Origin of the sequence: Providencia stuartii, from assembly GCF_029277985.1 — a bacterium.
Taxonomy (GTDB): Bacteria; Pseudomonadota; Gammaproteobacteria; order Enterobacterales; family Enterobacteriaceae; genus Providencia; species Providencia zhejiangensis.
Genome location: NZ_CP119546.1, coordinates 1,395,548 through 1,410,133 on the forward strand (window position 1 = coordinate 1,395,548; position 14,586 = coordinate 1,410,133).

Genomic DNA, 14,586 nt, shown 5'->3' on the forward strand with positions numbered 1-14,586 from the left:
CTGTTTACAATTGGTTATAACTTTCCAAATATAATATAAATCTTTGAAATCATTTTATGACGGTTATTTATCTAATAATGATGACTATTTTTGATTTTTATGCTTTTTATCATCAATAATATACTAGACTTTGAGAATTAAAATATGACTTTAAATGTTTTTTTATTAAAAAAATTAATAGTCTGAAATCAATAGACATAAAATGTCACAAAATTTAAAGGTAAACTTACTTAATTTGATTATAATATAGAACTAATCTTATAGTTACTTTTCGAAATGGAAATAAAATATTAATAATAAACATATTAAAAATATGTGTTATAGTCTTTTAAAGACATTCCCAAATTGAATAATACGAAATTAGGATACGTTTTTTTTGTGATTAGTGTCACAATACGTTTTCGGTAATAACATAGCTTGCTTTTGATTTTTTCTAATGTAATTCAAGTTGTTATTATTTTATCTCTAGTATTATTCTTTTGTGGATAATCGTAATTGGAAGGTTTTTTTAGCGTAATTGTTTAATTTAAATCAATTAAATTATAGGGATTGAATGTTAATTTACGCACCATAAAACTAACTGCACTTCGATTATATTTTAGGGGGTTATTATGCAAAAAGATAATATTGCAAAAATGCTAGGTATCAAAATTCGTAAACAAAGAGAAAGTCATAAAATGACGTTAAAGCAAACAGCGCGATTGATTGGTGTTTCAGAGGATCAAATGTGCCGTTTTGAAAGTGGCGAAAGTTGTATTGACGTCGATTCATTATTTCAGTTTGCCTGCTTATTTAATTTAGAGCCAACCACGTTTCTATATGGGGTTGTTAACGTTAACGTAGGTACTCGGTGCACTCTCCATTAAAGGGATAACATATCGCAAGGAAGGTATAAATATCTTGTGAGCACTATCAGTAAAACCACTAGGATTAAACATAGCGAGATACTATGAGAAAGTTAATCGGACCGGAAGAAATTACAGAGCGTCTGCGGTTACTCTGTTTCTTCCGGGCTTGATTGTTCAATATAGTAATATTACTTAATTAATCTAGATTTAATCAAAAAAAACAATCAATAAAGTTATAATTATTAATGTTATTAATTCGTATTGATTATGTTTTTAATCATTAAATAAATTTACTTAATTCAAGTTGTGTTAAAATAGACTTAGTCATTTGATTAACCAGTAATAACTGAGTAGTTACCCGTATTTTGTTTATTTTATGTAAACTTAATATGAAATAATCAAGTTGTTTTATCATCAATGAGTTTTCGTCAATAATTGAATTTTGATTATTGAACATTAGAAAATTCTCGAATTGAAGATCATGATGGTGTTGTTTTAACGACAATTTATCTGAAACATTACCTGTATTAAAAAACAGTTCAAATGAAACGAGAAAGCCATCATTATTTTTAAGGTTAATAATTAATACATCGCCGGCTTCAATATTAGATAGTGGACGAGAGTATTGAACAGATGAGGTATCGAATTTAAAGTCAGGAAGTGAATTGAGTAATAACGTCACTTTTTCTGCAATTAATGAGCGTAATTTAGCTTTAGAAAGCGGGTCATTTTGATCAATTTGCCTATGGGCTGATAAACGTAATAAGCCACTATCGGGTATACTTTTGTTCGATAATATTGCTTTAACTTTGTCGTATTGGTTAGAAAAGAGTAATACGTTACTTTGACAAATATTAGCATCGTTTTGTTTGGCTAATTTTAATAAATCGTTAAATTCATTAGTTCCATAATTTGGAACATTATTAAGTAATATATTTTTACCTGAATGAATAGTGGCCTGAATAATAAATTTTAATAATTCATCACTACAGACGGAGGTGACAATAACGGTATCAACAGCATCATTTTCTATCAGCTGTTCAATTTTTCTTTTTTGACAAATGAAGTAAGAAGCGGAAGGAAGGGGAGACTCAAGCACACAGACGGATTTAAGTTCACAATGGTGTTGGCTATGTAATATTGCCTGCGTATACCATTGGTTATGCCTAGGCGAGCCGATAAGGCCAATACCCGTCTTGTTTAACGAAACAAGCGCATGTTGCTGTTCAAGCAAGCGAAGGTGGCCAAAGAGATAGAGAAAGTGCGTATTCATGTGATCATTCCTCACCGAAAGATTAGTTTCAGGTGTTTACATTATTTCAACATAACAGCGTGGAATAATAATTCCATTATTATTTTTATTGAAATTGATGTTTTCTGATGGGTATCACAATTTTATTATCGCTGATAATAAATCCATATTGGATTAAATAAACTCTCTATATTCAATTGGTTATTAGATTTTTAATCTATAAATCTATTGTGTGTTTCGATATTTATCGGTCTTTCTGCTGTTAATAAGGATTAATAATCGTATTTTTTATTATATCTTATTGATATTTAAAAAATTAATTAATTTTATCATGTGGGGAGTAGAGAAAGGCGTTTAATATAACGTGAGTCTGTTGGGCTTAGTCACAACGGAGGTATTTGTGAGTAAAGCCCATTTTCGATTAAACCAGTTTACTGCCTTGTCGATAAGCCAGCGCAACCGTGAGCGATTGTACTAGACAAAGTGTTGCGGATTGTGAACGGAATGCATCAACCTGCGCTTCTTTGATAACAAAGCAAACATCACTAAAACTTGCGAGTGGGCTAATTTGGCTATCCGTGATCACGATTTGTTTGGCACCAGTCTGTGCTGCTTTTTCGCTGACCATAATGGTTTCTTCAGCATAAGGTGTAAAACTAATTGAAATGACAACGTCATTTTCACCAATTCGACTTATTTGCTCTTTGAACATACCACCAAGACCGTCAATTAATTGAGGGCGGCACTCTAAATGGCTAAGAGCATAACTTAAATAAGTGGCAACACTGAAGGAACGGCGTAAGCCAATGATATAAACATTATTTGCTTCAGATAAAAGCGTTACTGCCTTTTCTAAATCTTCTGCTGGCGTTCTGGCCGCCATTTGTTGCAATGCTTGCGCATTGGAGTGTGCAAATTCTTTTAAGATCTGAGCGGGATCATCGCTGAGTTCTTGGTCACTATCCATTTCACGAAATAAGCGAGCGCGATCAGTATAGCTTGCTGTCTCTTCAACTAAATTCATACGAAACAATTGTTTCATTTCATTAAATCCACTGAAATTAAATGCATTGGCAAAGCGGATTAAAGTTGAAGGTGGAACATTGGCTTCTTTAGCGATGACCGCCACAGTATCAAATGCCACGCTATTCGTGTTATCCAGCACATAGCGTGCTACTTGTTGCAGCCGTTTACTTAGTTCATCGTAACGGGAGCGAACTTGCTCCTGAAATTCATTCAAATTCGATGCAGTTGACATAAAACCTCCGTGACTAGGCTATTGATTGTAGTTATTTTCAGCCGTTAGTCGAATGTTTTTGAAAAACTAATCCGACCAAATGGAATAATCAATTCATATTGCCTTTCATACTGAGGGCTGATTAAAACGATTTTTAAAACATCTGTCTTTATCTTCAATCGACAATTTCATAAAAACTCAGTCTGGATCACATAAATTGAATGTTATTTCAGTTTTAGTTGAAAATGAAATGAATATTTCATATATCTTTAGCAACAAGGTAACTCTATCAGCTAAAGAGAGGCAACATGCAACAGATTCAGAATTTCATTGGCGGTGAACTTGTATCCAGCCAAAGTGGGCGTTTTGCACCCGTATTTAACCCTGCAACAGGTGAACAAATAGCTCAAGTTGTGTTGAGCTGTGCCGCTGAAACTAAACAGGCAATAGAGGTCGCCCACAAAGCTTTCCCTAAGTGGTCAAAACTGTCACCACTCAAACGTGCTCGTATCCTATTTAAATTTAAGGCACTACTTGAAGCCAATATGGATGATTTAGCGCGTTTAATTTCTCAAGAGCATGGTAAGGTTTTTTCCGATGCGGTTGGCGAGTTAACTCGTGGTCTAGAAGTTGTTGAATTTGCTTGTGGTATCCCACATTTACAAAAAGGTGAGCACTCAGCGAATGTTGCAACAGGTGTTGATAGCCACTCGTTAATGCAACCATTAGGTGTGTGTGCAGGTATTACACCTTTTAATTTCCCTGCCATGGTCCCCATGTGGATGTTCCCCGTTGCGTTGGCTACGGGAAATACGTTTGTACTTAAACCTTCTGAAAAAGATCCTTCTCTCGCTATTGCGCTAGCAAAATTGTTAAAAGAAGCAGGTTTACCAGATGGTGTCTTTAACGTTGTACAAGGTGATAAAGAATCGGTTGATGTACTCTTAAGAGCACCTGAAGTTCAAGCGGTTAGCTTTGTTGGTTCAACGCCAATTGCTGAGTATATCTATACAACGGCTTCAGAACATGGCAAACGTTGCCAAGCTCTCGGCGGTGCGAAAAACCATTGTATCTTGATGCCTGATGCGGATATGAATCTGGCGACAAATGCAATTATGGGCGCTGCATTTGGTGCGGCGGGTGAACGCTGTATGGCTCTATCTGTTGTGCTGGCTGTTGGCGATGAAACTGCGGACACATTGATTACTCATTTAGAAGCGCAAATCGCTAAAATGACTGTCGGCCCTGGCATTGTTGAAGGTAAAGAAAATGATATGGGGCCTGTGATTTCTGCACAGCATAAAGCGAAAATTTGTGATTACATTACCAGCGGTGAGAAACAAGGCGCTAAATTGTTGGTTGATGGCCGTGATTTTAAAGTCGCCGGCTTCGAAAACGGTTATTTTGTTGGACCGACCCTGTTTGATAATGTCACCCCTGAAATGGATATCTATAAAGATGAAATTTTTGGACCCGTACTTGCGATTGTTCGTGTTCCTGATTTCGAAACAGGGTTGAAATTAATTAACCAACATGAGTATGGCAACGGTACCGCTATTTTCACGCGCGATGGTGAAACTGCCCGTGAATTCCAAGAAAATGTCATGGCAGGCATGGTCGGTATCAATATCCCAATTCCAGTCCCAATGGCATTCCATAGCTTTGGTGGTTGGAAACGCTCTATCTTTGGACCTTTGAACGTTCATGGTAATGATGGTGTTCGCTTCTATACACGTATGAAAACGGTTACCAGCCGTTGGCCTGCAAGTGTACGTCTGGAGCATCATGAAAGTAGTTTCACAATGCCAACTATGGAATAAATGGAGCCCCATATGAATAAGCAGACAATGACCACAGCTCAAGCATTAGTTAAGTTTCTGAACCAACAATATGTTGAAGTTGATGGTGAGCAGTATCCGTTTATTCAGGGAGTATTTACCATCTTCGGCCATGGTAACGTGGTAGGTTTAGGACAGGCGCTGGAAGAGGCGCCTGGACACCTACAAGTTTATCAAGGATGCAACGAACAAGGGATGGCACACATCGCAACGGGTTTTGCAAAACAGAAAAAACGTAAGCAAATTTGTGCCGTCACATCTTCTGTTGGGCCGGGAGCGGCAAATATGGTGACAGCGGCCGCGACAGCGACCGCTAACCGTATCCCTCTGTTACTGCTGCCAGGTGATACTTTCGCAACCCGTCAGCCGGATCCTGTTTTACAGCAAGTGGAACAGTATGGTGATGGTACGATCAGCACGAATGATTGCTTTCGACCTGTTTCCCGCTATTGGGATCGCGTGTCTCGCCCTGAGCAATTAATGGCAGCGATGATCAATGCGATGCGCGTATTAACCGATCCGGCTGATACTGGCGCAGTGACAATTTGTTTACCGCAAGATGTTCAAGGTGAAGCGTGGGACTATCCTGATTATTTCTTTGCCAAGCGTGTTCATCGTATTGAACGCCGTCCTGCAACGACGGTGAGTTTAGCCGATGCTGTAAATTTAATTCGTAGTAAGAAAAAACCATTACTTATCTGTGGTGGTGGTGTTCGCTATTCCGAGGCGCATGAGGCATTTCGTACTTTTGCTGAACATTATGCGATCCCATTTGGAGAGACTCAGGCGGGTAAAAGTGCCATTGTGGCCGATCATCCGCTGAATGTCGGTGGTATTGGTACAACAGGCGGCTTGGCAGCTAACCTATTAGCGAAAGAAGCAGACTTAATCATTGGTGTCGGTACGCGTTTCACGGATTTTACGACGGCATCCAAATCCTTATTTAGTCACCCTGATGTCCAGTTTTTAAATATTAACGTTGCTGAGTTTGATGCTTGTAAATTAGATGCCTTAAAAATCATTGCTGACGCAAAAGAAGGCTTAACAGCGCTTGATGCCTTGCTACAAGATTGTGGCTATCAGGCTCAGTGGGGTGAGCGTATTCAGCAGGCCAAAAAACAATGGCAATCTGAGTTAGAAAGACTGTTTTCAATTCAGTATAACCCATTGAATTTTATTCCTGAAATTGCGGGGCATCTGGATGATAAGTTAGAAGAGTACCGTGAGGTTTTAGGCTCTGAACTGACCCAAACTCGTGTGCTGGGGCTAATGCAACAGTATATGGAGGATGACGCTATTGTTGTTGGTGCAGCAGGCTCGTTACCCGGTGATTTACAACGCATTTGGTTACCTAAACATCCTGATACTTATCATCTGGAATACGGGTATTCCTGTATGGGCTACGAAGTCGCCGCTGCGGTAGGGGCGAAAATTGCCGCACCAGATCAGCCTGTTTATGCGATGGTAGGAGATGGCTCATACCTGATGTTACACAGCGAGTTACAAACCGCCATCCAAGAAAACATAAAAATTACCATTCTGTTATTTGATAACGCAGGATTTGGCTGCATTAACAACCTGCAAATGAGTCAAGGAATGGGCAGTTTTGGCACAGAGAATCGTCACCGTAATCCTAAAACGGGGCAAATGGACGGTCCTTTAGTTAAAGTGGACTTTGCTAAAAATGCCGAGAGTTATGGATGTAAAAGCTATCGTGTTCATGATGAAGCACAATTAATTGCGGCTATCGAAGAGGCAAAATCACAGTCTGGTTGTGTCTTAATTGATATCAAAGTGCTACCTAAGACCATGACTAATGGTTATGAAGCTTGGTGGCGTACAGGAACCGCTCAGGTAGCGAAAAAACCAGAAGTTGTTGCAGCAGCAGATAAAATTAAGGATATGGTCGCAAATCGAGTACGGCAGTACTAGCGTATGGCTCTGTAGGGAGAGTCATGGGCTAAGGGCGGCTTGCCGCCCGATAGTCGCGCCTTAAATCATTCTTTGATGCATCGATAGCTGATTAAGGATGGGGGAATTGATACCCTTGTTAAGGGGATGTCGTCATCCTAGCCTTAAGCAGAGTCCAGTTTGCAATAACACGGGATTAGCTTGAATTGAGTTAAACAACGTAAGGTTATTTATCGGGAAGTTTGCATGGATGCATTGGCTGCAATTTGACGATTAAAGTGGTTGACGTCATTAAGTTATTTTTTGTTACCCAGCGAAAGCTGGGTTTTTTGTTTTTTGGCGGTTAGTTAACTTTTTATCTGTTGATAAGGGCAAAAAACAGAAAAATAAAAGAGAGTAACTGTAATAAAATCATCGTTAATGAAATATACATTTCAAAATAGCTGTTAAGTCTCATGTTGATGGCTTTAAGGCTTACTCTCATTGTGACTAATTACACTGCTGTTAGCCTAATTGCTTGAGTTTACATTGTTATTTTGTGATCGAAATAACACTAAAAATCCACTTAATTATAGCAATTGTTACCTAGCGCTCAAAAACATAATTTTCAATTAATTATAAATTGAAATGAATGTTTTATTTGTTATATTTCATCATATCCTAATAGTGGATTTATAGCCTCAAGGAGCATTTCAATGTTCAATATAGCACTATTTGGCGCAGGACGTATCGGACAGGTTCATGCTGTCAATATTGCCGGCCACAAAGAAACCTCACTTTATTCTGTGATTGATCCTTATCAGCCTAACGCCCTCGCATTGGCTGAAAAGTATCAAGCAAAAGTGCAATCAACAGAAGAAGCGATGCAAGATCCAAATGTTCATGGTGTTCTGATTGCTTCTGCAACGGATACTCATGCGGATTTAATCGAATTGGCAGCAAAAAACAACAAGGTTATTTTCTGTGAAAAACCCGTTCACTTAGATCTTGAACGAGTGAGACAGTGCCTCAAAAGCGTTAAAGAACACAATGTGCCTTTATTTATTGGTTTCAACCGCCGTTATGACCCACAGTTCCGCCACCTGAAAAATTTATTCGAACAAGGCGCGATTGGTAAAGCTGAATCTTTAATTATTACATCACGGGACCCATCACCTCCACCAGCGGAATACGTAAAAGTTTCCGGTGGTATGTTCAGAGATATGACGATTCATGACTTTGACATGGCGCGTTTTATGATCGGAGAAAATCCATGCTCTGTCTATGCGCAAGGCAGCAATGTTGTTGATCCAGCGATTGGACAAGCAGGGGATATCGATACCGCATTTATTATTTTGAAATTCCCTTCTGGTGCCATGGCAACAATTTCTAACAGTCGTCGTTCAGGTTATGGCTATGACCAGCGTATTGAATTACATGGCGAGAAAGGTCTCTTAACCGCAGGTAATATCAAAGAGAATAGCGTTGAGTTTTTAAGCGATGTCGGTTGCTTATCAGCGAAACCAGAGTTTTTCTTCTTACAGCGCTATCACGAAGCTTATAAAGCGGAGTGGAATCACTTTGTTGATATTCTTGCCGGTCGTGCTGAGTCAGAAACAACGGGTACCGATGGTGAGTTGGCACTGTATCTAGCAGATAAAGCGCTTGAGTCATTAAAAACAGGCAAAGAAGTTCAACTTTAACTTTTAATTACCTCTTATTTACCGATTACTAACTATAAAAAGCGGGAAATCATACTCCCGCTTCATCAGTCACCTTACATATATTTATGCGCTAATTATAAATAGAAAGGCTTGGGGGTACTAATGCTGGCTCTACTTTCATTTATCGGCTTTACCTTATTAGTTGCAGGGATTGCCTATTACAAAACACGAAATGCTCATTTAACCTCTTCTGCGGAAGGATATTTCTTAGGCGGTCGTTCTATGACAGGCCTATATATTGGTGGCTCAATGCTGCTAATGAACTTATCGACAGAGCATCTTGTTGGGCTTAACGGTTTATCTTTCCGAACCGGCTTTATTGTTATGGCTTGGGAAGTCATGGCGGCATTAACTATTGTGTTATTCGCCATTTATTTTTTACCGAAATATCTTAAATTAGGTATTTCTACGATTCCTGAATATTTAGAACGCCGCTTTGACAAAAACACCTTGTTAATTACATCCATTCTATTTTTAGCAATGTATGTTATTTCTTTGCTACCAATTGTTCTCTATACAGGTGCGATTGCCCTTGAAAGTTTATTCCAAGTTTCACATGTTTTTAATGTCGATAAAACGACAGCATTGTGGATTATGGTATGGGGTGTCGGTGGTTTAGGTGCTATTTATGCTATTTTTGGTGGTATTAAAGCAATCGCGATTGCAGATACCGTTAATGGTGCAGGGCTTATTATCGGGGGGCTATTAGTCACGATATTTGCATTATTGTATGTTGGTGATGGTAATGCGTGGGCGGGTCTAAGTGAAGTTTATCAAGCTCACCCAGATAAGTTTAACTCCATTGGTGACGAAGATTCACTGGTACCCTTTTCGACGCTATTTACTGGTTTGATCGTTTCCAATATGTTTTTCTGGTGTACCAACCAATCAATTGTACAAAAGTCGTTAGGAGCGAAGAACTTAGCTGAAGGGCAGAAAGGGGTGATGCTGTGCGCATTCTTTAAGTTAATTATCCCATCTATTATTATTCTGCCTGGTATCATTGCATTCCATATTCTTAGTGGTGAAATTGATAATCCTGATAATGCATACCCTGTATTAGTACACATGGTGCTGCCTGAGTTTTTAGTTGGCTTTTTCGCCGCGGTGGTTGTTGGTGCTGTATTCTCCACCTTCAGTGGTGGCTTGAACTCATCCGTCACTTTATTCACCGTGAATATCTATAAAGATCGCATCAATAAGAATGCTACTGAAGCTCAAACCGTGAAAGTCGGTAAATATTTAGGTATTGCTTTAGCGCTGGCGACAATGATTATTGCACCTTTAGTGGCTAATGCACCGGATGGGTTGTTTTATTTAATTCAGCAATTACAAGGTATCTTTAACGCACCTATTTTAAGTGTCGTGTTAGTTGGTTTAATGACTAAACGCGTGCCTGCTATTGCGGCAAAATTAGGGCTATTATTTGGAATGTCGGCCTATTTAATTTGCAACTTTGTCTTAGACCTGAATATTCACTTCTTCCATTTAGTCGGTATTCTGTTCGTTGCTAATATTATCTTTATGTTGACGATTGGCTATTTCTTCCCCGGTAAACCTTATGAAGAAGTGTATACAGAGCAAGTGGACATTTCACCATGGCGCTTTGCAACGCCTGTAGCTTGTCTAATCGTGTTGGGCGCAATTTCAATGTACGTCTATTTAGCTCAAGGTGCACCAAGCTACGTCATGGTTGGTTACTATATTTTCGCAGCCATCTTGTTAACGTTTATTATTTATAAATTTTCAAAAGCATGGCTAGCAGGCAAAACACAATCAGTGAATGCATAAAGGAGAGTAACAGATTATGGAGCCATCACTTATCCCGATGGTTAAGCAATTCATCTCGCAGCGTGACCCATTTGATCGCTTAGATGAAATGCAATTAAACCAGTTAGTCAATAGTGTTGAAATTAGCTATTTGACACAACGGGAGGTGTTAAAACCGCAACAAATTGCTGGCCAAGGTTTGTATCTGGTGAGAACTGGGGCGGTGGAACAGCGTTACGCTGATGGCTCTTTAAGAGCAAGGCTGGGGGCCGGTGATGTTTTTGGTTTCAGTGTGTTAAATAAAACAGCGGATTCCCCAGGCGAGTATCAAGTGATCGCGATAGAGAATACATTACTCTACTGTATTCCGAGGGTTTCTTTATTGTTAGCAATGGAGCAAAACCAAGCTGTTCGTCATCATTTTGCTTGTGAAGAAGGTGAACGGTTAGCATCACGCCCTAAGGTCGATAAACTGACAGAAGATAGTCTGTTGTATTTAAACCCAGTATCCTCGATAGAAAATGGCAATATCGTCGTCATTACTCCGGGAACGAGTGTTCAAGATGCCGCTCAAGAAATGGTACGTAAGCACCGTTCATCGGCATTAGTGATGGATGGGGAAATATTATTAGGCATTATTACTGACCGAGATCTCACAAAGCGTGTTGTTGCTTTGGGATTAGATATTAAAACGCCGGTCAGTAAGATTATGACAGAAAATCCAATTACAATTGCGGCGAACGCCCCCATCATAAATGCCATTGAGCTGATGATGCAACATAACATCCGTAGCCTACCAGTGATGACGAACCACCGTATTACGGGGGTTTTAACCGCAACAAGCTTAGTGCAAAAAAACAGCATGCAAGCGGTGTACTTAATTAGCCGAATTTATCGTCAAGATAGCTTAGATGATTTGAAGGCATTAGGCGTGCAACGGCAAGCGGTATTTGAATCTCTGATAGAGGCTGGGGTTCAATCGCACACGATTCAATTGATGATGACATTAATTGCTGATGCCTTTAATAAACAGCTTTTGAAACTGGCTGAGCGAGAACTCGGGAAGCCTCCTTGTGACTATTGCTGGTTTGCTGCTGGGTCACAAGCGCGACAAGAGATGCATTACCTTTCCGATCAAGATAATGGCATCATTTTAGCTCGTGAAGTGACTAAAGAAGAAGAGGGCTGGTTTAGGCAACTAGCAGAGTATGTTTGCTATGGCTTGGATGAGTGTGGATATTCTCTCTGCCCCGGTCATATTATGGCAACCAACCCGAAATGGTGTAAGCCTTTGACTCAGTGGCAAGCTTATTATCAGCAGTGGTTAAAAGAGCCTGAGCAGCTTGCTTTATTAAACATTTCTGTTTTTTTAGATATTCGTTTTCTTTATGGTAGCCAAGTACTTTTCAATTCATTGCTTCGTTCTGCGGAATCTCATTTAAAAGGTAATAAGCGATTACTGTCGATGCTAGTTGCCAACTCCACGCGAATCAATCCACCGTTGGGCATGTTTAGGCAGTTTGTGTTGGTCAAAAATGGCGAAAACCACAGTGTATTTAATATTAAAAAACAAGCGGTAAACCTATTAGTTGAATTGGCACGCGTATATTCATTAGAGGCGGGAGTGTTGACACCATCAACAATGACTCGCTTTGAAGTTGCCCGAGATTCAGGCATTATTAGCGCTGCTTCCTGCCAAGAATTAACTGAAGCATATTTATTTATCAATCAGGTTAGATTTGGCTGCCAGCGTAGGGCATTATTAGCTGGGGATGTACTCTCCAATTTAATCGTTCCTCAACGGCTCACCCAATTTGAGCGAAACCACTTAAAAGATGCGTTTCGTATCATCGCGAGGACTCAAGAAGCTGCGGAACAACGTTATCATGCTAAAGGGATAATGAAATGATAGGTTCATTGTTGTGCTATCATCAACCTTTGACCCGTTTAGCGCGTCGGCGAGCAAAATTATTACGTACTCGTCAGCTACCCACATTATTGCAGGAAATGCTGGAAGCACCTTTACCTACTGATGATAGCCCATTAAAAACACAAAAAATTCTTTCCATTGATTTAGAAACAACAGGGTTGGATCCCGCAAAAGATCGAATTTTGAGTATTGGGATGGTTACTATTGCAGAGAATAAAATTCTCCTCAAAAGTGCTCAACATTATTATGTGAATGATGTGGAACCTGTTAAAGCGGAAACTGCGGTAATTAACCATATAACGCCAGAGCAATTAAGTGGTGGCATCTCTTTATCTCATGCTGTCGCTTTTTTCTTACATGAAGCAAAAGATAAATGCATTTTGGCGCACGGTGGTGCCATAGAGCAAGCCTTTCTTTCTAACGCATTAAATATAAAAGAATTACCATTAATTTGGTTTGATACACTGAATATCGAAAAAAGCGTGTTAAGCCATAAAAATATTAATCGAAATGATTTCAGTTTATCGGCATTAAGAAACCATTATCAGTTGCCTGATTATGACGCACACAATGCGCTTTCAGATGCGATTGCCACCGCAGAATTATTTCTCGCCCAATCTAAAGTCATTTATCCCTCTCAACATCCTGTTATTAAACAACTTTATAAGCGTTCACTGTAGCGCTTATCTGTTTTTTTGAAATTTTCATTTCATTTTCAACGCTGTTTTATTTCATTTATATCATTCTTAACGAAGCGTTTTATTTTTATTTCTTTATAAATTAGATGATTACATAAAAAACTCAGGCTAGATCACATAATGAAATTAATATTTCTCGTTATGTTGAAAATGAAATAAATATTCCTTATAACATCAGTATTAAATAAAAACATCAGACACAGACATCAAACTAGCTTGCACTATAAATGATGAGCTGCATGAAGGGAGAATACAGAATGAAAGAAATCCGCATTGGTCTGATTGGTACTGGCTACATTGGCCGTGCCCATGCAATAGCTTATGCGCAAGCACCAACCGTATTTCCATTAAAAGGAAAACTCGTTCGCGAGATGGTGGCAGAGGTGACCCCTGAATTAGCTGAAGCGCGCGCAAAAGAGTTAGGTTTTAATCGTTCAACCGATGACTGGCGTAAACTGGTTGCCGACCCAAATATTGATGTTGTTGATATTTGCTCTCCTAACTTTTTACACAAAGAAATGGCAATGGAAGCGATTAAACATGGCAAACATGTTTATTGTGAAAAGCCTCTCGCATTAAATTCTCAAGATGCCAAAGAAATGGTTGCCGCGGCTGAAAAAGCAGGGGTGAAAACGTTAGTGGGCTTTAACTATATGAAGAACCCAACTGCACAGTTAGCTAAAGAAATTATTGCTAATGGTGAAATTGGGGAAGTGATTCATTTTTATGGCACACATAATGAAGATTACATGGCTGATCCAACCGCACCGATCCATTGGCACTGTTTTAAAGAAAAAGCCGGTTTGGGTGCTTTAGGGGATTTGTCTGCTCATATTGTCAATATGGCTCAATTCTTAGTGGGCGATATTGAAACAGTCTGTGGCGATATGGAAATAGTGATTAAAAAACGCCCAGAAAAAATAGGTTCTTCAGTGATGGTTGATGTTGAAAATGAAGACCAAGCACATGCCATGGTGCGTTTCGCTGGTGGTGCAATGGGCGTGATTGAAACATCGAGGATTGCGGCTGGGCGTAAGATGGGGCTGACTTATGTGGTAACAGGCACAAAAGGCACCTTATCCTTTACCCAAGAGCGTATGGCTGAACTGAAACTCTATCGTCACGATGAGCCTGCAAACCGTCAAGGGTTCAAAACGATTTTAGTTGGGCCAGAACATCCGGATTATGCGCCGTTTTGTAATGGTGCAGGGCACGGTATTGGATTTAATGACCAAAAAACAGTTGAAGTACGCGATTTAATTGATGGTGTTGCGACCGGTGAAAATATGTGGCCTGACTTTGAGGAAGGCTGGAAAGTGTCGCGTATTCTTGATGCTATCGCACGTTCTTATGAAGAACAACGCTGGGTTAAAGTCACTGAAATCAATTAATTCTGTTC

At 39.4% G+C, this 14,586-nt stretch carries 10 protein-coding genes; 8 read left to right on the forward strand and 2 right to left on the reverse strand.

Annotation, left to right across the window (positions count from 1 at the left end):
- Positions 1-611: 611 nt before the first annotated feature.
- Entirely contained in the window at positions 612-866 is a 255-nt protein-coding gene (locus P2E05_RS05985) for a helix-turn-helix domain-containing protein (RefSeq protein WP_154635594.1), read from the forward strand.
- Between the two features lie 262 nt (positions 867-1,128).
- Here P2E05_RS05985 and P2E05_RS05990 read toward each other — a convergent pair whose 3' ends face one another.
- Both P2E05_RS05990 and P2E05_RS05995 read right to left on the reverse strand, forming a co-directional pair.
- The gene (locus tag P2E05_RS05990; protein ID WP_272578136.1) at positions 1,129-2,121 is read right to left on the reverse strand and encodes a hypothetical protein; all 993 of its coding nucleotides are present in this window, start codon (positions 2,119-2,121) and stop codon (positions 1,129-1,131) included.
- 400 nt (positions 2,122-2,521) lie between these two features.
- Complete coding sequence (locus P2E05_RS05995) at positions 2,522-3,358, reverse strand: MurR/RpiR family transcriptional regulator (protein WP_196713392.1); 837 nt, start codon at positions 3,356-3,358, stop codon at positions 2,522-2,524.
- 287 nt (positions 3,359-3,645) lie between these two features.
- Here P2E05_RS05995 and P2E05_RS06000 point away from each other — a divergent pair, with 287 nt between their 5' ends.
- From P2E05_RS06000 to P2E05_RS06030, 7 genes are all read left to right on the forward strand, one after another.
- On the forward strand, positions 3,646-5,157 hold the full coding sequence (locus tag P2E05_RS06000) for a CoA-acylating methylmalonate-semialdehyde dehydrogenase (protein WP_276123053.1): 1,512 nt from the start codon (positions 3,646-3,648) through the stop codon (positions 5,155-5,157).
- 12 nt (positions 5,158-5,169) lie between these two features.
- On the forward strand, positions 5,170-7,107 hold the full coding sequence (gene iolD, locus P2E05_RS06005; protein ID WP_195848148.1) for a 3D-(3,5/4)-trihydroxycyclohexane-1,2-dione acylhydrolase (decyclizing): 1,938 nt from the start codon (positions 5,170-5,172) through the stop codon (positions 7,105-7,107).
- 674 nt (positions 7,108-7,781) lie between these two features.
- On the forward strand, positions 7,782-8,768 hold the full coding sequence (gene iolG, locus P2E05_RS06010) for an inositol 2-dehydrogenase (protein ID WP_154622711.1): 987 nt from the start codon (positions 7,782-7,784) through the stop codon (positions 8,766-8,768).
- 123 nt (positions 8,769-8,891) lie between these two features.
- Entirely contained in the window at positions 8,892-10,580 is a 1,689-nt protein-coding gene (locus tag P2E05_RS06015; protein WP_154622712.1) for a solute:sodium symporter family transporter, read from the forward strand.
- Between the two features lie 16 nt (positions 10,581-10,596).
- The gene (locus P2E05_RS06020) at positions 10,597-12,468 is read left to right on the forward strand and encodes a DUF294 nucleotidyltransferase-like domain-containing protein (protein WP_154622713.1); all 1,872 of its coding nucleotides are present in this window, start codon (positions 10,597-10,599) and stop codon (positions 12,466-12,468) included.
- Complete coding sequence (locus P2E05_RS06025; protein ID WP_272657590.1) at positions 12,465-13,169, forward strand: 3'-5' exonuclease; 705 nt, start codon at positions 12,465-12,467, stop codon at positions 13,167-13,169. The genes P2E05_RS06020 and P2E05_RS06025 overlap by 4 nt, the downstream gene beginning before the upstream one ends.
- Positions 13,170-13,444: 275 nt before the next feature.
- Entirely contained in the window at positions 13,445-14,578 is a 1,134-nt protein-coding gene (locus P2E05_RS06030) for a Gfo/Idh/MocA family protein (RefSeq protein ID WP_154622768.1), read from the forward strand.
- The last annotated feature ends 8 nt before the right edge of the window (positions 14,579-14,586 follow it).